Annotated in this window: 17 protein-coding genes; 10 read left to right on the forward strand and 7 right to left on the reverse strand. The window is 36.0% G+C overall.

The features are described from left to right. Nucleotides 1-32: 32 nt before the first annotated feature. Nucleotides 33-2,030, reverse strand: coding sequence for a cation:proton antiporter domain-containing protein (locus tag ACUNWD_RS07215; RefSeq protein WP_445587117.1), 1,998 nt, complete (start codon nucleotides 2,028-2,030; stop codon nucleotides 33-35). 193 nt (nucleotides 2,031-2,223) lie between these two features. Here ACUNWD_RS07215 and ACUNWD_RS07220 point away from each other — a divergent pair, with 193 nt between their 5' ends. Further along, complete coding sequence (locus ACUNWD_RS07220) at nucleotides 2,224-3,024, forward strand: SDR family oxidoreductase (RefSeq protein ID WP_445587118.1); 801 nt, start codon at nucleotides 2,224-2,226, stop codon at nucleotides 3,022-3,024. A gap of 196 nt (nucleotides 3,025-3,220) precedes the next feature. Further along, the gene (locus tag ACUNWD_RS07225; protein WP_445587119.1) at nucleotides 3,221-3,691 is read left to right on the forward strand and encodes a hypothetical protein; all 471 of its coding nucleotides are present in this window, start codon (nucleotides 3,221-3,223) and stop codon (nucleotides 3,689-3,691) included. A gap of 135 nt (nucleotides 3,692-3,826) precedes the next feature. On the opposite strand, the gene ACUNWD_RS07230 is transcribed toward ACUNWD_RS07225, so the two are convergent. The 3 genes from ACUNWD_RS07230 to ACUNWD_RS07240 all read right to left on the reverse strand — a co-directional run bounded on the left by ACUNWD_RS07230 (nucleotide 3,827) and on the right by ACUNWD_RS07240 (nucleotide 4,936). Next, on the reverse strand, nucleotides 3,827-4,138 hold the full coding sequence (locus ACUNWD_RS07230) for an isoamylase early set domain-containing protein (protein ID WP_445587120.1): 312 nt from the start codon (nucleotides 4,136-4,138) through the stop codon (nucleotides 3,827-3,829). A 97-nt stretch (nucleotides 4,139-4,235) separates the two neighbouring features. Beyond that, nucleotides 4,236-4,625 carry a response regulator gene (locus tag ACUNWD_RS07235; RefSeq protein ID WP_445587121.1) on the reverse strand — a complete coding sequence of 130 codons (390 nt, stop codon included), beginning with the start codon at nucleotides 4,623-4,625 and terminating at the stop codon, nucleotides 4,236-4,238. Between the two features lie 95 nt (nucleotides 4,626-4,720). Next, complete coding sequence (locus ACUNWD_RS07240; protein WP_445587122.1) at nucleotides 4,721-4,936, reverse strand: hypothetical protein; 216 nt, start codon at nucleotides 4,934-4,936, stop codon at nucleotides 4,721-4,723. 457 nt (nucleotides 4,937-5,393) lie between these two features. Between ACUNWD_RS07240 and ACUNWD_RS07245 the strand changes: the two genes are divergently transcribed. Further along, a complete protein-coding gene (locus ACUNWD_RS07245) occupies nucleotides 5,394-7,871 on the forward strand; it encodes a hypothetical protein (RefSeq protein ID WP_445587123.1) in 2,478 nt (825 codons plus the stop codon). Nucleotides 7,872-7,908: 37 nt separating this feature from the next. Here the strand turns inward: ACUNWD_RS07245 and lepA are convergent, their stop codons facing one another. Next, nucleotides 7,909-9,696, reverse strand: coding sequence for a translation elongation factor 4 (gene lepA, locus ACUNWD_RS07250; protein WP_445587124.1), 1,788 nt, complete (start codon nucleotides 9,694-9,696; stop codon nucleotides 7,909-7,911). Nucleotides 9,697-9,911: 215 nt separating this feature from the next. On the opposite strand from lepA, the gene ACUNWD_RS07255 reads away from it, so the two are divergent. Together ACUNWD_RS07255 and ACUNWD_RS07260 are read left to right on the forward strand one after the other, a co-directional pair. Then, complete coding sequence (locus ACUNWD_RS07255) at nucleotides 9,912-10,601, forward strand: lipid-A-disaccharide synthase N-terminal domain-containing protein (RefSeq protein WP_445587125.1); 690 nt, start codon at nucleotides 9,912-9,914, stop codon at nucleotides 10,599-10,601. 13 nt (nucleotides 10,602-10,614) lie between these two features. Continuing rightward, on the forward strand, nucleotides 10,615-11,577 hold the full coding sequence (locus ACUNWD_RS07260) for a GDP-mannose 4,6-dehydratase (RefSeq protein ID WP_445587126.1): 963 nt from the start codon (nucleotides 10,615-10,617) through the stop codon (nucleotides 11,575-11,577). Nucleotides 11,578-11,621: 44 nt separating this feature from the next. On the opposite strand, the gene ACUNWD_RS07265 is transcribed toward ACUNWD_RS07260, so the two are convergent. Next, nucleotides 11,622-11,999: a MotA/TolQ/ExbB proton channel family protein gene (locus tag ACUNWD_RS07265; protein ID WP_445587127.1), complete on the reverse strand. Its 378-nt coding sequence runs from the start codon at nucleotides 11,997-11,999 to the stop codon at nucleotides 11,622-11,624. A gap of 226 nt (nucleotides 12,000-12,225) precedes the next feature. Here ACUNWD_RS07265 and ACUNWD_RS07270 point away from each other — a divergent pair, with 226 nt between their 5' ends. From ACUNWD_RS07270 to ACUNWD_RS07290, 5 genes are all read left to right on the forward strand, one after another. Beyond that, nucleotides 12,226-13,350: a sensor histidine kinase gene (locus ACUNWD_RS07270; protein ID WP_445587128.1), complete on the forward strand. Its 1,125-nt coding sequence runs from the start codon at nucleotides 12,226-12,228 to the stop codon at nucleotides 13,348-13,350. Beyond that, a complete protein-coding gene (locus ACUNWD_RS07275) occupies nucleotides 13,338-14,051 on the forward strand; it encodes a LytR/AlgR family response regulator transcription factor (protein ID WP_445587129.1) in 714 nt (237 codons plus the stop codon). Before ACUNWD_RS07270 ends, ACUNWD_RS07275 begins: the two co-directional genes overlap by 13 nt. Nucleotides 14,052-14,124: 73 nt before the next feature. Further along, entirely contained in the window at nucleotides 14,125-14,991 is an 867-nt protein-coding gene (locus ACUNWD_RS07280; RefSeq protein ID WP_445587130.1) for a cation diffusion facilitator family transporter, read from the forward strand. A gap of 74 nt (nucleotides 14,992-15,065) precedes the next feature. Beyond that, nucleotides 15,066-15,527 (forward strand): DUF6452 family protein, encoded by a 462-nt coding sequence (locus ACUNWD_RS07285; protein WP_445587131.1) that lies wholly within the window; start codon nucleotides 15,066-15,068, stop codon nucleotides 15,525-15,527. Further along, a complete protein-coding gene (locus tag ACUNWD_RS07290) occupies nucleotides 15,475-16,176 on the forward strand; it encodes a DUF6048 family protein (RefSeq protein ID WP_445587132.1) in 702 nt (233 codons plus the stop codon). The genes ACUNWD_RS07285 and ACUNWD_RS07290 overlap by 53 nt, the downstream gene beginning before the upstream one ends. Nucleotides 16,177-16,263: 87 nt before the next feature. Here the strand turns inward: ACUNWD_RS07290 and groL are convergent, their stop codons facing one another. After that, nucleotides 16,264-17,898, reverse strand: a complete 1,635-nt coding sequence (gene groL / locus ACUNWD_RS07295; protein ID WP_445587133.1) for a chaperonin GroEL — start codon at nucleotides 17,896-17,898, stop codon at nucleotides 16,264-16,266. Between the last annotated feature and the right edge of the window lie 33 nt (nucleotides 17,899-17,931).

Below are 17,931 nucleotides of genomic sequence, written 5' to 3' on the forward strand. Positions count from 1 at the left end.
AATTGTTGATTCGCTATAGAAATACCCGAATTTTACGTTTCCGTTTTTACCGTTTCTTTATTATGCCCGAACAGTTCAACTGATTGGGATATTTGTTCTGGTTTTCCCATAATGTAGCAGATGTCTCCTTTCTCCAGAACTTGCGTTGGTTCCGGGTGTTCAATTAACTCTTCATCACGAAGAATTGCAACTAACGTAACCCCAAAAGTTTTTCTGAATTTAATGTCCTGAATACTTTTGCCAATTACGCTGGAGCCATCCCTAACTTTTAAAGCTACGATCTCAACATTTGGAAGTTCCTTGAAGATAAGGCTTGATTTCTCATCTTCTTCCCTAAAAATACCATAATGATCATCCCGAATTTTTGCAATAACACTATTGATTTCCCTCTTCGGAACTAACCGATTATTAAGCACTCTTTCAAATAGATCAATCGCTGTTTCAAATTCCTCCGGTATAACCTGGCTGGCTCCTAACTTATATAGTTCTTTTATTTCAGCTACATCTTTTGCCCGAACCAACAAAAAGGCATGTGAATTCATTTGCCTTACTTTTTGAACAATCGACATAGAAGTAATAAAATTACCTACAGAAACCACAATAACATCGGCCGTATCAACATGTGCCTTTTCTAGGATCGGTTCATTAATGGCATCGCCATATAAAACAGTCTCCCCTTTCTCCTGCATTTTTTTTACAATTCCCGGATCGAAAACAATGGAAATATATTTCAGATTCAGGTATTTTGCCATCCTGGAAAGACTAAGTGCTCTATTATCCTTTCCGATAAAAACCAGGTGATTTTTATACTCCGGTACTTCAATTTGTGTGAGGGGAAATAATCCTTCGACCCAAACTTTTGGTAATGGAAATTTCAACGCCCGATTAGCCACTGGTTTTGACATCATTATTAAAATCGGAGTGACTGACATGGAAATTACCGCCACAGCAAGAAATAGTTGATAATAATATTCAGGAATAATTTGATAATCTAAACCAGATTGCGCCAATATGAAAGAAAATTCTCCCACTTGACACAGAGCAAAACCAACCATAATGGTTCCTCTGAAAGTATGACCTAAAATAAAAGCTGTTCCTCCAGCAATAATCATCTTCACAAATAATACAAGCAGCACAGTTGAAAGCACCAACATGGGATGATCAACAACAAATCCAAGATCTAGAAGCATACCGATTGACACAAAAAAGAAACTGGTAAATGTGTCCTTAAATGGAACCAGATGTCCAAATGCATTATGACTGTATTCCGATTCAGAGATCATCAAGCCTGCAAGGAACGCACCAAACGCAAGAGATATTCCCATCTCAGAAGTCAATAAGGCGACTGACAAACAAATCAGGAAAATACTCATCAAAAACAACTCCTGACTTTTAGTATGAGCAATCATTGTTAGCAGGCGTGGCATCAACCACCTATTTCCAACATATACCAAGCCGATCAGGATGACTGCTTTCCCAAGCAATAAAAGTAATTGTCCGCCTTGACCACTGACATCTCCACTCAAAACAGGGGTAAATAAAAGTAATGGGATCAATATAATATCCTGAAAAATAAGAATTCCTACCACCGTACGACCGTAGTTTGAGGTAATTTCAGAGCGCTCTTGCAAGAGTTTCAATACAACTGCTGTACTACTCAACGCGGTAAGAAAACCAACAAATAGAGCTCCTGCCCAATCCATATTATACAATCGGCCCAACAACATTGTTACTCCTGCTGTTAAAATTAATTGCATAAAACCACCAAGAAAAACAATTCGCCGAATACGGAACAGATGATTGATGGAAAACTCCATACCGATGGTAAACATGAGCAAAACAACTCCAATCTCAGCAATTAATTCGATCTGATGCGGTGAATTGATTATTCCCAGCAAGTAAGGGCCAGCAATTACCCCTGTAAAAAGATACCCAATAATAGTTGGCACTTTAATTTTGGTAAATAAATAATTCACCAGAGTTGACAGGGCGAATATGATAACAATATCTTTTAAAAGGGTTAACTCCATTTGAAATAGGTTTTGATTTGTAACAGATAAAATAGAGATGAAGTTTATCTGTTCGCTTAATATAGGAATATTCCGAGAAATGATGCTTCTATCACTCTAACTTTTATTGCATATCGACAACTAATTTTCGTTAATTAGGAGATGAATTCTATCAATCAGCAAGAATTTATCTATTTTACCAAAAATTTTAGGAATGAATATTTTTATTGTCGGCGCCACTTCTGGAATTGGAAAATCAATCGCTGAAAAATTGCAATTTGAAGGACACCGTATATTTGGATTTGGAAGAAGAGTAGATGATGAAATTAACGATAATGGAATTTCATGGATCAAAATGGACGTTTGCAAAACGGAATCAGTCCATTCTGCAGTAAAAAAAGCGACTTCCGAAGCTGGTCGAATTGATGTGTTGATTCAATGTGCGGGAAAAGGAGCCATCGGCCCTATTGAGTCTTATACTCCGGAAGATATTGAGGACGTTTTCAATTTGAATATTTTGGGTATCCATCGAGTCAATCGGGAAATTATTCCATTAATGAGAAATCAGGCTAATGGAAAAATAATTCTAATTAGTTCATTGGCTGCCGAATCCGGATTGCCTTTTAATGGAGTGTATTCTGCCAGTAAAGCAGTTCTTGACATATTTACGGAATCTTTGCGAATGGAGATCAGGCAATTTGGAATTCAGGCGTGCGTGCTTCAGCCAGGTGACTTCAAAACAGAAGTTGCACAACATCGAAAAATACCTGACATTGCCCCTGATTCTCCCTATAAAGATCAGTTCGAACGAATTAATAAAACAGCTACTGATAAGGTTGAATTTGCAGGAGATCCAGAAAAAGTTGCCATTAAAATCAGCCAACTACTGAAGAAGAGAAAATTGAAGCCAAAGTATCGTGTTGGTTCAACAATTGAGTTGATTATGCCCAAAGCAAAAACTATACTGCCAGCTAGTTGGTTTGAAAAATTACTTATGAAATATTACAAGCTTTAATCTGTTTTCAAAAAGGTCTTGATCTTTCAACATGGATGTCCTAACATTTCTACTGAAACATCCAGACTTTATCACAAAATGGTCTGGTCTTTATTTTAAAAAGTCTGGATCTAAAAAAATAAAGTCTTGACTTTTTCAGTTTTAATAAAGACCAAACTGGAATATAGAAAGTTTTAAACTAAATAGAAGAATGATTATGAGAGTACGATTTGCCCATTTCCTATTGATTAATGCATTAATCGCCGCGTCATTGCTGATGTCTTGCGAAAACGAAGAAGGTGAACATGAAAATGAAACTAAAATTAGCAGCTACAATTCAGATGAAAGTCACAAAGCTGGCGAAAACTGCATGAATTGTCATAAATCGGGAGGACCAGGAGAAGGTCGGTTCTCAATCGCTGGAACTGTATTTAATGAATCCAATACTTCAATATTGCCAGGTGCAACTATAAAACTATACTCCGAAGCAAACGGAGATGGAGAACTAATAGCAACAATACAAGTTGACAAAAAAGGAAATTTTTATACAACCGAAACGATCGACTTTGCAACAGGACTATACACATTAGTTGAAGGAAGCACCTCCACTCAACATATGAACTCTAGTGTTACTAGCGGCCAATGTAATAGTTGCCACAATTCAAACAATCGAATTTGGGGAAAATAAATCGAAAAAATCCGTAGCCATTCAAATATTTCTTAATAATTGGTTGCGGAGAGAGAAAGTGATAAGAAATATCTGTTTATGAATGGCTACGGCCTAAACAACCTGTTCTTAATATATAATTGACGCTAAATTATTTCATACGAGAATCACGGAATTGTAATCTCCCGATTCAATTCCATTCGGTATCAAACCGTCTGCTTCCGGTTCGTTATCCCAGAAACAATCATCAACCAGATAACGGAATTGGTATTTTTTCCCGGGCTTAAGTTTCAAGGTTTCCGTAAAGTCTCCGCTTTTAAATTGTTTCATTGGTTCTCGATCACGATTCCATCCATTAAAATCGCCTACAATCTTAACACTTTCGGCTTTAAGGCTCGGTCCATTTACAACTCGGAATGTAACTTTACACACCGACTCACTTTTTAAAAATTGCTTTTTGATGCTCATTTTATCTCGATTTTTAATAATTCCCTCTTTTTCAAAAACCACAATAACTTCCGAAATGTGAATATTTCCACCCGAAAAACCTTCACCTACAACTCCTTTAACAAATCTTTCTATTATAAAGTATCGAATATAACTTTCGTCTCAACCATGGATAGTGTCTCCCTTTTACCATATAAGCACTCGCCCCCAAAATGAATGATTCATCCCAATAGATTTGAAGATTCAAAGATGAAATAATCACCACCGGAATATGGCTTGTACGACCGTTACTTTTCAACTTGGTTAACACCTCAAAACCATTCCTTTTCTTCAACAAAATTTCTAGTAGAATAACATCTGGAGATTCCTCCATAACCGCCTGAATAGCTTGCTCGCCGCAACAAGATGAAACTGCAAAACCTCCTACTTTCAAGATCTCTTTCAACTCTAATACTGAGTTTATTGAATCATTAATAATTAACACTCTATGTGTTTCATCTTTCCACATTTTTCATCTCCTTTATAATCTCAAAACGACCTAATAAGCCAGGAAATAAACTTTTACATTCTGGATATAACTAATTGGGAGGAGTGTTTAATGACTCACTTAACTGCAGATTTAGATTTCCTATCACTCCAATCTTCTGAATTACTCGTTTGCATTTGCCAATCGACAAAAAAAGTACTGTTGCTAGATGGGATTCTAAAACTCTTTCTTCTAGGATGATTATTTGCTATTGGCAAAACATTTCCTTTCAAACTTTGGTGGCAATCGACTGAATAAAAATCTTCCTGATTGAATTGGTTTTGGTTTTTCATATCACTCGGTTTAAAGACGATTTCTTTTATAGCAAGACAAACCTATCCACTTATTTCTACACAATTGGCGTTTTTTCTATTCATTTCCTGTTCATTTTATTCATTCAATCATTTTCAAAATCCTACTCGTCAATACAATACAAAAACACATACACTACAAAAAATCTCAAACAGTTATAAAACAGTCCATTATCAATCTGCGGCAGATATGAACATATGACAAATAGTGGTCGAATTATATTATTAAAATTCACATTATGAATAGTGAAATTTAATCGTGAACTTATCATATAGCTAAATAAAAAGACTGTCTTATTTGCTGAATTCTGTATTTAGAACTGGATTTATTGCTGCTTTTTTTGTAAATTAGATATAGATGTAAAATGTATCTACAATAAACCCAGATAATTTTTTGCTGATGACATAATAGAATTTTCAATCTAAAGGCAATTGAATCATGAACATGGAGATTGACTTCATACGTGAGAATATCAAGGATGAAATCCATAAGAAATATGGTAAAGAGATTTTATATGCCAAAGATTGCCAGGAGTTATCTGATCTAGTCCTGGAAAAAACTCATCGACAAATAAGTGTTTCCACCCTAAAACGATTTTTTGGAATCATCAATTCGCAATTTAAGCCATCTAAATACACTTTAGACACTTTAGCTATTTTCCTCGACTTTAAAAACTGGCAAGACTTTTTCAATAGTTTTGAAGCTCAAAAACATACTTATTCAAAGGTAGATTCCTGGGAGCATTTAAGAAATAGAATTATGCTGATTACCAGCCACAGTATCGAATCATACAACTCCAAATTTAGTAAACGTTCTTTCTATTTTCCAAGTCGGGCATTTGCTGAAAAAAAAATGGAAGCGTTTTTAGCCTCCTCAAAAATAGCAACTGCATTTATTGCACCTGACGGATATGGGAAATCGACAATTGCGCTTCAACTAACCAACAAATTTTTTATTGGGGAAAATGCATTATATCCAAATGACATAGCTTGTCTTGTTGATGGAAGAATTCTTCCTAAATTAATACAATACAATCCGGAGGTCGGGCAAGTACAAAATTTATATCAGTTTGATCCAAAAAGAAGTTTCAGCGATTACTTCCGCAAAAATCCCCATGAAGTAAAGGGTCGGTTCATTTTGATAATTGATGGATTGAATGAAATTTTCTACCAGCCCGAAAAATTAAATAATTTCATTGAAAACCTTCTTGACATTATTGCTTCCTATGAAGATATTCCATGGTTTAAAATGGTTATCACATGCAAACCATACATCTGGGATATATTTTGCAAGTTATTGAATAGAATGTCTCATTTAAAATCGCTTTGGTATGACGTTGCATTTGATACGCTGCTTACTGATACGATAAATGTACCACTCCTCGAAAAACATGAAATTAAAGATTACCTGGCAAAAAACCATCCGGAAATAAGCTATGAGAATCTCACTTTCCATTATCCAGAAATCATTGATATTATTAATAATCCATATTTTCTGATCTTATTCAGTACCATAAATGGACAAGAGAATATTCATACAGATATTGAGCTCTTAGACCAAGTAGCCTATAATAAGATACTATCAGAACCATATTCAACCCAAAAATGTGAAATTATTGATCGACTGTTGGAGCAATCAAATTTGATGAAGAAAATTGAACAAATAAAAAAAACAGATTTACATCTTAAAAACGGCATGCACAGCGCATACAACGACCTCATAGATAGCAATATATTATTTGAATACACAGTCCCAGGAAGCTACTTATCTGTTAATACTTTTGTTTATTTCTCACACAGCATTTTAATGGAATATATCCTGGCCAATAAATGGATTAAGGAAAATGATCTTGACTTAAATTTGATCCAAGAAATTATCCGGTATTATAGGAATAATCGTCAGTTACAACAAAACTTGCTCAAATACATTATCAAAATTGCATTCAAGGAAAGCAAAACCGATCTTCTAAAAAATATTTATACAGTACTTGAATATCCAAACAATGAAGACCCAAAACATGAAAAATTTGTTGATCCTGAAATCGCCAAGGTAATTAGTGTTGAGCTTAGAAAAAATAAGGAGATCCGGGATTTGTTAATCCCTACTTTTGCCAAGTCAAAAATTGGGAAGCTCTGCTTTTTCGAGAATCATTTTGATATGGACTCTTTAGTTATTTATTCTGGTGATAACATAAAATACTACCTTGAAGAGAATGATTCTGACAGTGCAAAATTATACGGCCACTGCCTGAAATTCATGCAACACTTTCTCGCTGGAAATCAAGAAAAGAGCGAAAGCTATTACCAATTAATACGCACCAACGGGTTACCACAACACTCAAACCCTATATATGCTGGTTTATTTTATGGCACTCAAATTATCTACCAAACATATTTTGAAAAGAAATTAGATAAGAGAATCTTGCCACAAATCAATCAAAGATGCGATAATTACTATTTTGAAGGTATCCAGCCAAAAACAAGTATTCCGAACTTTGAATTATTAATTATATTCTCATTAAACTTTGGAAATCAATTTTCAACAATTATTGATTTCGCCAACTTGGTCTTGAACAGGTATTTAATTCACGATCTTTCCTCAGAATGGACTTGCCAGTTGTTTTTGGCAATATATGCCCGCGCACTTTTAAACTCTAATAACAAAAAGAAAGCATTGGAGATTTTTAGAAGTGTTGAATTCAAATATGTTCCTGTCAACTATAAGTACTACGTAAAATTACGTTATTACCTTATTAAGGCTGAATTTCAGATTTCAGAAAATAAGATCGCACTTGCCAAACAGACTGTAGAAGAGATTAAAACTATCTCAAAAATGATTCGTTTCAAATTTTTCTACGATCAAGCACGGCTTTTGGAAGATATAGTTTGCCCTGACAGACATACTAATCCTATCTAAATAAAACACAATTTAGGATTCAAGTATTAAAACGAGACTAATCCAACTTTAAAACAGCCAGGAAAGCCTTTTGTGGAACTTCCACATTACCAACTTGTTTCATTCGCTTTTTACCTTTTTTCTGTTTTTCCAGCAGTTTCCGTTTACGAGTAATGTCACCACCGTAACATTTAGCAGTCACGTCTTTACGAACGGCTTTCACGGTTTCGCGGGCAATAATTTTCGCGCCAATCGCTGCCTGAATCGCAATATCAAACTGCTGTCTTGGTATCAATTCTTTCAACTTTTCACACATACGACGACCGAGGTTGTATGCGTTATCAAAGTGAATAAGAGAAGAAAGCGCATCCACCATTTCTCCGTTCAGCAGAATATCTAATCGGACTAATTTGGCAGGTTTATAACCAGTAATATGATAGTCAAAAGACGCATAACCTTTCGAGATGGATTTCAGTTTATCGTAGAAATCAAACACAATTTCACCCAATGGTAAATCAAAAGTAAGTTCAGCCCTATCAGTAGTCAAATAAGTTTGTTTGGTCAAGGTTCCCCGCTTATCAAGGCAAAGCCCCATCACCTGTCCAATAAAATCCGACTTGGTAATAATCTGGGCACGTATATATGGTTCGTCAATTTCGTCAATCGTAGTACTTGCCGGTAATCCAGATGGGTTATATACGGTAATAGTTTCGCCACCGGTGGTATGCACCTGATAAGAAACGTTTGGAACGGTGGTAATAACATTCATATCAAATTCCCGATCCAGTCGTTCCTGAATAATTTCCATGTGCAGTAATCCAAGGAATCCACATCGAAAACCAAAACCTAAAGCTGCTGATGATTCTGGTTCATAAGTCAATGAAGCATCGTTTAGCTGCAACTTTTCCATGGCAGCACGTAAATCTTCATAATCTTCAGCATCAATTGGATAAACTCCGGCAAACACCATTGGTTTCACTTCTTCAAAACCCTCAATGACATTCAGACAAGGTCTCTCTTTATGTGTAATGGTATCACCAACCTTAACTTCTTTGGCTGCTTTAATCCCTGAAATAATATATCCAACATTTCCAGTGCCAAGTGTCTTCCGCTTTTCCATCCCAAGTCGAAGCACACCTATTTCATCAGCATCGTATTCTTTTTTAGTATTGATAAATTTTACTTTATCGCCCTGCTTAATGCTTCCATTTACAATTTTAAAATAGGCAATTACTCCTCTAAAAGAATTGAAGACAGAATCAAAAATTAATGCTTGTAACGGAGCTTCCGGATCACCTTTTGGAGAAGGTACAACCTCAACAATTCTTCTTAAAATTTCGTCAACCCCTTCTCCGGTTTTGCCGCTAGCACGGATAATATCTTCATGGTCACAGCCAATCAAATCGATAATTTGATCTTCAACCACTTCCGGCATCGCATTCGGTAAGTCCATCTTATTAAGTATCGGAATGATTTCCAAATCATGTTCAATAGCCAAATATAGGTTCGAAATTGTTTGTGCCTGAATCCCTTGAGTACTATCCACGATTAGAAGTGCACCTTCACACGCGGCTATTGACCTTGACACTTCATACGAGAAGTCAACGTGTCCGGGAGTATCAATCAAATTAAGGACATATTTCTCACCATCCTGTTCATAGTCCATTTGAATAGCATGACTTTTAATTGTAATTCCCCGCTCCTTCTCCAAGTCCATATTATCAAGGACTTGCGCTTTCATATCGCGTTCGCTTACAGTTTTAGTCACTTCTAAAAGTCGGTCAGCCAAGGTGCTTTTTCCGTGGTCAATATGTGCTATGATACAAAAGTTGCGAATATTCTTCATCGATCTTACTCCAATAAACTATTAATCAATCAGTCCGGTTTTCCGGTTGCCGCAAAGATATTCAAATTTTGATTACAATTATAAATTGTTCTCACCGTTGGAAAACTTTAACGAAATGCTAATTTTTGATTAGATAATTTTTTGATCATTTATCCGTTTAATTAATTGCCCTTTTTAAAATAAATTATCTTTGCACCGCAGGTAAACAATGATTCATGAAAGACTTACTAATATTCGGAATCGGGTTTTTAGCCCAGATTCTTTTTTTTGGAAGAACAATTGTTCAATGGTTTAAATCAGAGCATGAAGGGCAAGTTTTGTCACCCTCTTTATTCTGGAAATTAAGCCTGGTGGCTTCTATACTCATGCTCACCTATGGCATCATGCGAAATGATGCAGCCATTCTAATCGGTCAACTGCTGGTGTATTTTATTTATGTAAGAAACCTCCAATTAAAAGGGGCATGGAAACCCATGAATATTTTAGCTCGTATTGTGATTCTTCTCATGCCAGCTTTCATTCTTAGCTATTTATTCTTCGGAACTGAGTATACCCTGGCCAATTTCTTTAAAAATGAAAATAATCCGTTTGTATTGATGGTTTGGGGAATTGCCGCACAACTGGTATTCATTTCCCGTTTTTTCTACCAATGGGTTTATTCTGAAAATCGCAAAGAATCCATTCTCCCATTAGGCTTTTGGATTATAAGCATATGCGGCTCAGCCATGAATTTTATTTATGGTATTTTCCGGCTTGACCCGGTTTTACTGGCCGCCCATAGTTTGGGAATGTTCATTTATTTAAGAAATATTTTAATTCATTTTAACAAGAAAAGTATTTTTGACAAAATTGATGTTCCAGTTGTTAATAAACTAATTGCATTTATTTCCGGAAAAATTAAATAAATACCCCAAAATTATGGCAACAATTATTGTTACCGGATGTGCCGGTTTTATTGGTTCTCATTTAAGTGAGCAACTTCTTGTTGAAGGAAATCAAGTTATTGGAATAGACAACTTCGATCCTTTTTATGACAGAAAAGTTAAGGAACGAAATCTTTCTGGTTTTATCAATCACCCTAATTTTAGATTTGAGGAGGTTGATTTGGCCGACATCACAGCACTAAATACAGCATTGGATCAAGATCATATTGATGTAATCGTTCATTTGGCTGGTAAAGCAGGCGTTCGTCCATCAATAGAAGATCCCCAAGGATACATTCGTGCAAATATTGTTGCCACTCAAAATATTCTGGATTTGATGAAGGATAAGGGGATTAAGAAACTGGCTTTTGCATCCTCATCATCCGTGTATGGAAATACAAAAGAAATTCCATTTAATGAAGAGATGGATGTCAGCAATCCAATTTCTCCATATGCGTTTAGCAAAAAAGCTTGTGAGTTAATCAACTATACCTACCATCATTTACACCAGTTGGATATAATCAATTTGAGATTTTTCACTGTATTTGGACCACGCCAACGTCCGGATTTAGCCATTCACAAATTCACCAAGCTAATCTTAAATGGTGAAGAAATACCCATGTTTGGAGACGGAAGCACTTCCAGAGATTACACCTACTATGAAGATACGGTAGCAGGAATAAAAGGAGCAATCAACTATCTACAGAATAACGAAACGGTTTATGAAACTCTTAATTTAGGAAACAATCAACCGGTAAAATTAAGTGATATGATTGCTGCCATAGAAAAAGCATGTGGTGTTAAAGCAAACATTAAACAACTCCCGATGCAACCAGGAGATGTTGATATTACCTTTGCGAATATTGAAAAAGCAAAGTCTCTTCTTGGATATAATCCCCAATATTCATTTGAAGAAGGGGTAAATAATTTTGTTAAATGGTATAAGGAGGTTAATTAAAAAGTTCAGTAACTAAATTTTATTCAATCACTGAACTTCACAATTTAGCTTTCAGTTTTGCGGATATAAACTTCCTTCAAAACACCCCAAAAAATCAACGAAAGAATGAAAATGATTGTTCCGTAAAGTGGCGTAATCATACTTACTTTTAATCCCCCGGCAACGATTGCTGGAGAAATATCTCCTGCTGCTTCAATGGCATTAAATGCCATAACTAAACCAATTGCCTGACCTAAAAACCCGGAAACAATCGCCAGACTACCAAAAAGTAAGATTAATCCCAATCCGCTCTTTTGAAATTTTCCCTGAACAAAATAATGTATGATTTTCTGTACAGAAAAAACCAACATACAAATTCCCCAAATGGTAATGATGGTCATAAATAATGAACCACCCATTACAAATAATTCAGACAGTCTCATGATCTTTAAATTTAAGTTTAAAATTCTTAACCAAGATTACAACAGTCTAAACTCTTCAGCATATTTTATCGATGAACTACCTCAAAGCATAAGGATACTGCAATTTACATCACGTGCTTCGAAAGGGGGTATTCTCGTGCCGTATCCAGTTTAATCCATGTTATTTGGCGACTTTTTTCGTTAGCAAACAATATTTTCAGTAATTTGATGAATTGAATTATTAGTGATGCAAGTATTTAATAAATCCACTGCCAAAAAATCGACCAAAAACCTGATTGTCAGCACAGGACAGCAATTGCTTTTTTGGATTATTTCGTATTTGTTCTTCATCATGTTTTTTGGAAGGGCCAATCGTGATTATCAAACCACAATCCTGTTTGCATCCATGCTCTTTCCTCTAGCAATCATTACCAGCTACTTTTTGAACTATTACCTCATCCCCCGATTCCTTTTCCGTTCTGAAATATGGAAATTTGTTCTCTTTCTAATATATACACTAATTATCTCATTTTGGATCGAGCTGATGATCACCATGTTCATTTTTGTTTTTGTGATCGATCTTCAATTCTACAAAATGGATCCGGCTTCTTTTGATACTGTTTTCCTTTTAGTTGGTCTTTACTTTATCATTCTTGGATTTATTACCATTGAGCAAATAAAGCGTGCTTTTCAAATGAAAAAGGAAAATACGCGTCTAGAAAAGAATCAACTGGAAACAGAGTTAAAGCTGAAGGAGGCAGAATTAAAACTTTTGAGGGCACAGATTCATCCCCATTTCTTGTTCAATACACTAAATAATTTATATGGTCTGACCCTCGAAAAATCAGATCTTGCACCGGAACTTGTATTGAAACTCTCAGATTTGATGGATTACATCCTCTACGAATGCAATGCCCCCAAAGTGGGCCTTAGTAGTGAACTGGAGCATTTTAAAAATTATATCGAAATTGAAAAAATCAGGTATGCCCAAAAACTAAAAATTCATTTCAATATTGAAGGAGATCCAAATCAATTGGAAATCGCGCCAATGCTATTACTTGCATTTTTTGAAAATGCCTTTAAACACGGAGTTAGCAAATCAATTAAAAATCCATTCGTACTCATTAACATTCAAATTCATGAAAATAATTTTCACCTGAGCATTGTAAATACACGAACCCCTGATTTAAAAAATGAAGAGGATTACACACAAGGAATTGGGTTGAAAAATGTTCAAAAGCGGCTTCAACTTATTTATCCTGATAGATACAGACTTGATATCAAGCCAGAAACCAATAAATTTGAAGTGGATTTGCAAATTAGCCTGGATAAAAGCACTCATCAAAACCCAACCAACCAATGGACAAATTAAGCTACAATTGTATAATCGTTGATGACGAACCCATTGCAATCCGCGTCATCAAAAATCATCTGTCAGAATTTAAAAACATGCAGTTGGTAGGGGAATGTGCAAATGCGATTGAAGCGATCGAAGTTCTTTCAAAAACAAAAGTAGACTTGATTTTCCTTGACATTCAGATGCCACAGATAACCGGTGTAGAATTTTTAAAGAACTTAAATCCAGCACCCAAAGTAATTTTCACAACTGCCTATCGCGATTATGCAATTGAAGCTTTTGAGCTGGATGTTGTTGATTACTTACTAAAACCTATTTCACTGGTCCGATTTTCAAAAGCTATCAACAAGTTTTATCAGCGCGTAACAGAAAACACACAAGTATCCGAAAAAGAAGATAAATCTGAAAGCGCCAATCATATTTTCCTAAAAGCTGACAAAAAGCTACACAAAGTACTTTTCAATGAAATCATTTATTTTGAAAGCTTTGGCGACTATCTAATTGTTCGCACAGAAACAGGAAAAATAACAGTTAAAGAGCGGATTAGCCACATAGAGGAACAATTACCCCGGCAACAGTTTATACGTGTTCACCGGGGCTATCTAGTTTCTGTTCAAAAAATCACTGCATTACTCCCAGGATTGCTTGAGCTTGGGAAATATAAAATTCCAATAGGCAGGAGCTACAAACAAAACGTTGAAAAACTTGTTCGATAAAGCATATTTTAAAAATCATTACAAACTGCCATTTTTCAAACCTGTTTTTATATTTTTACTTCACAACAATTTAATGAAAACAAACAACCACAAATACATCATTCAGGAAGGTTGGATCTCGATCCTGCTCAATACTCTGCTTTTTGGTTTGAAATATTGGGCTGGAATTGTGTCTGGATCAATTGCACTGATTGCTGATGCCTGGCACACCCTCACCGATTCAGTTTCTTCGGCCATTGTTTTAATTGGTGGTAAAATCTCCAATAAGCCAGCTGATGATGAACATCCATTTGGACATGGGCGGGCAGAGCACATAGCAGCCATCATTATAGGTGTTCTTCTCTCTATCGTAGCATTTGATTTCATTCTTAGTGCTATTGAAAAATTTAAAAGTGGAGAAGGCGGAAATTTTGGAACTATTGCAATTGTAGTGACCATTGTTTCAATTGTTGCGAAAGAAGGACTTGCTCAGTTTGCTTTTTGGGGATACAAAAAAACAAACTCCTCCATATTAAAAGCAGATGGTTGGCACCATCGTACAGATTCCCTTTCCTCATTAATAATCCTCGTTGGAATATTTGCTGGTAAATATTTATGGTGGATAGATGCGTTCTTAGCTATTATTGTTGCATTGATGATTGCCTATGCGAGTTACGAGATTCTTTCAAAGGAAATCACCAGCCTTTTAGGAGAGCGCATTGATCCGGAGCTTATAAAACGAATAAAACTGGAAGTAGATAGACATTGTGACCGGGAAGTTTATATGCATCATTTTCATTTACACCAATATGGGAACCACAGTGAACTTAGTTGCCACATTAAATTACCCGCGCAAATGTCATTAAATGAAGCCCACTCTATTTGCAGCAAAATTGAAGATTTGATTAAAGTTAAATTTGATTTGGTTACTACAATCCATCCAGAGCCACTAGAATCCTAATGAATCTTAAAAAATCTTTTCATTAACTATTATTCCACTGGAATATCGTTAAATTAGCGCTTTTTAAATTGCTCATGAAAAGAATAGCATCATTCATCATACTGATAATAGCCATTGTTGCATGTGAAGATATTTACGAGGCTCCACCGCAAGCATTATTGGAAGTAAATGTTCAAAATTCGAATCCAAATGCGACCAGGGTACCCAAAGTGTCAGTTTACGGAGTTGAACAAGACAGTATTTGGATTTATCAGGAACAAACACAAAATTTCAGACTACCACTGAGACCTCATGAATATTCGAGTTTTGTATTGCTGTTAGATTCTATTGCAGATACGCTAACAGTGCATCATGAAACAATTTTCAAATACGGTTCACTGGAATCGGGATTTTATAATGAACATTGGATTAACGAGATTGAAAATACTTTTCACCGCATTGACTCGGTAGTAGTTGTTGACAGTGCTGTAACCAAAAACTGGCATGAAAATATTAAACTTTATATTGGCCCTATTCCTGCTAGCAACATCAACTAGTTTTGCACAGCAAAAGGAACTAAAAAAACGTCCTAAAAGGGCAGATAATTTTATTCGGATGGATGGAATCCGGGTTGGATTGGATTTAACCCGTCCGCTGCAACACATTTGGCAACCCGGTGATGTTTATGGTACTGAGCTAAGCTTTGACATGGAATTAATGCCTAACTTCTTCCCGGTTTTAGAAACAGGCTGGGAAAAGATGAAGATTAATCATGATTATGTCGATTATGATGCCTCAGGAACATACACCCGAATAGGGTTTGACTATAATTTTTTAGCTGCCGATCATAAAGATGACAAGGATATTATCTTTATAGGAATGAGATACAGCTTTGATTTTGCGCGCCAGCAAGTTAAATCATACAAAATTGAAAATTATTGGGGAGAGATAAACAGTAATTTTCGCAGACAAAATTTCAATGCGCAATGGGTGGAAATTTTGTTAGGTATAAAAGGCGAAATATTACCGAATATTTTCTTAGGCTGGACCGTGCGAGGAAAAATTAAAACTGCTCAAAAAGAACTCGACATGCCTCCTGTATATTTTAATCCAGGATACGGGAAAGCGGATAAGAATTTCAGGTTTGACTTTTCTTATTCTGTTTTTTACACCCTTCCATTCGATTTTAGAAGCAAGGTTGATTAAGCAACAATCCCTTAAATAAAATTCCGCAGCATAAAAAAAGACCCCTTCCAAAAGGAAGAGGTCCTATATTTTGTGAGATTCTGATTTTTACATCATTCCCCCCATTCCACCGCCCATTGGAGGCATAGCTGGAGCAGGATGATCTTCTTTTTCTTCAACTAAAACACATTCAGTTGTCAATAACATACCAGCAATTGAAGCAGCATTCTCAAGAGCAACACGAGTTACTTTAGCTGGGTCAATCACACCTGTTTCAAAGAAGTTTTGATACTCATCAACGCGAGCATTATAACCGAAGTCACCTTCTCCTTCACGTACTTTCTGAACAACAACAGCACCTTCTTTACCAGCGTTAGCAACAATCTGACGAAGTGGCTCTTCGATCGCACGTTTCACGATTTCAATACCTGTAGTTTCATCTTCATTTTCGCCTGTCAATCCATCCAAAGAAGCAATCGTGCGAATGTAAGCAACACCACCTCCAGGAACAATACCTTCTTCAACAGCAGCACGAGTTGCGCTTAATGCATCATCAACACGGTCTTTCTTCTCTTTCATTTCTACTTCGGAAGCAGCTCCTACATAAAGAACAGCAACACCACCAGCTAATTTAGCCAAACGTTCCTGTAATTTTTCGCGGTCATAGTCAGAAGTTGTAGCTTCAATCTGACGTTTGATTTGTCCAACACGAGAATCGATACCAGCTTGATCACCAGCACCTGCAACAACAGTTGTATTTTCTTTGTCAACTGTAATTTTTTCAGCTTGACCCAACATTTCAAGATTAGCATCTTCCAGTTTCATACCTTTTTCTTCGGTAATCACTGTGCCACCAGTTAAGATTGCAAGGTCTTCCAACATTTCTTTACGACGATCACCAAATCCCGGAGCTTTAACAGCACAAACTTTCAATGAACCACGAAGACGGTTTACAACCAAAGTAGCCAATGCTTCACCATCAACATCTTCAGCAATAATCATCAATGGACGTCCGCTTTGAGCTGTTTGTTCCAAAACAGGAAGCAAGTCTTTCATTGTACTGATCTTCTTGTCATGGATCAAGATATAAGGATGCTCAAGATCCGCTGCCATTTTTTCAGTATCAGTTACAAAGTATGGAGAAATGTATCCACGGTCGAATTGCATACCTTCAACTACATCTACGTAAGTTTCTGTACCTTTTGCTTCTTCAACTGTAATTACACCTTCTTTATTTACTTTTTCCATGGCCTCAGCAATCAAGCTACCAATTGCTTCGTCACCATTCGCTGACACTTTTGCAACTTGCTTAATCTTATTGAAGTCATCACCAATATTGTGAGCCTGATTTTTAATGCTTTCAACAACTTTAGCAACCGCTTTGTCGATACCACGTTTCAAATCCATTGGATTCGCACCAGCAGTAACGTTTTTCAAACCAACGTTTACAATTGATTGTGCCAAAACAGTAGCAGTGGTTGTTCCATCACCAGCATCATCACCAGTTTTGCTAGCCACTTCTTTTACCATTTGAGCACCAATATTTTCATATGCATTAGAAAGTTCAATTTCTTTTGCAACTGTTACGCCATCTTTTGTGATTTGTGGAGCACCAAATTTTTTCTCGATAACCACATTGCGGCCTTTTGGTCCCAATGTTACTTTGACAGCATCGGCCAATTGGTCAACACCTTTTTTCAGCAAGTCTCTTGCTTCGATATCGAATTTAATTTCTTTTGCCATTTTTATTCGCTTTTAATTTTGTTTTTGTTTTCG

The sequence above is a fragment of the Sunxiuqinia sp. A32 genome (assembly GCF_052690465.1).